Below are 651 nucleotides of genomic sequence, written 5' to 3'. Positions count from 1 at the left end.
GCCTCAAGGCGGCATGGATGATCGACCAGGGCGATGCACCGCGTCGGGCCCGTCGGCGAGGCGCAGCGTGCGCAAATGCGTCCATGAGCGCGCCAGCGGCGTGTCCTGGCTGATGCCTTGCGCGCCGAACATCTGCACCGCCTCGTCGGTGACCTTGAGCGCGACGCGCGGCGCCACGACCTTGATCTGGCTGATCCAGGGCGCGGCAGCGCGGGCATCGCCCTGGTCGATCATCCATGCCGCCTTGAGGCAGAGCAGTCTCGCCATCTCGATCTCCATGCGGCATTCCGCGATGATGTCGAAATTGGCGCCGAGTTTCGCCAGGGGCTGTCCGAAGGCCTCGCGGCGCACCGAGCGCTGGCACAGCATCTCCAGCGCCATCTCGGCCTGGCCGATGGCGCGCATGCAGTGATGGATGCGGCCCGGTCCCAGCCGCCCCTGTGCGATCTCGAAACCCCTGCCCTCGCCGAGGATCAGGTTCGACGCCGGCACGAGCACATTGTCGAACCTGAGATGCATGTGGCCGTGCGGCGCATCGTCGTCGCCATAGACCTGCATGGCCCGCAGCTTGGTCACGCCCTTCGCATCGGAAGGCACCAGGATCATCGAATGTTGGCGATGCCGAGGGTCATCGCCGGAACCTGTCCTGAC

Annotated in this window: 1 protein-coding gene; it reads right to left on the bottom strand. The window is 67.0% G+C overall.

Annotation, left to right across the window (positions count from 1 at the left end; genetic code table 11):
* Positions 1 to 3: 3 nt before the first annotated feature.
* Positions 4 to 651: acyl-CoA dehydrogenase family protein (locus tag EOA33_RS37715; protein WP_281033612.1), on the bottom strand; the 648-nt coding region annotated here is incomplete at its 5' end.

Origin of the sequence: Mesorhizobium sp. M4A.F.Ca.ET.050.02.1.1 (assembly GCF_003997725.1) — a bacterium.
Taxonomy (GTDB): domain Bacteria; phylum Pseudomonadota; class Alphaproteobacteria; order Rhizobiales; family Rhizobiaceae; genus Mesorhizobium.
Note: the sequence above shows the minus strand (reverse complement) of the source record. Positions and strands in the feature narration are given on the sequence as shown.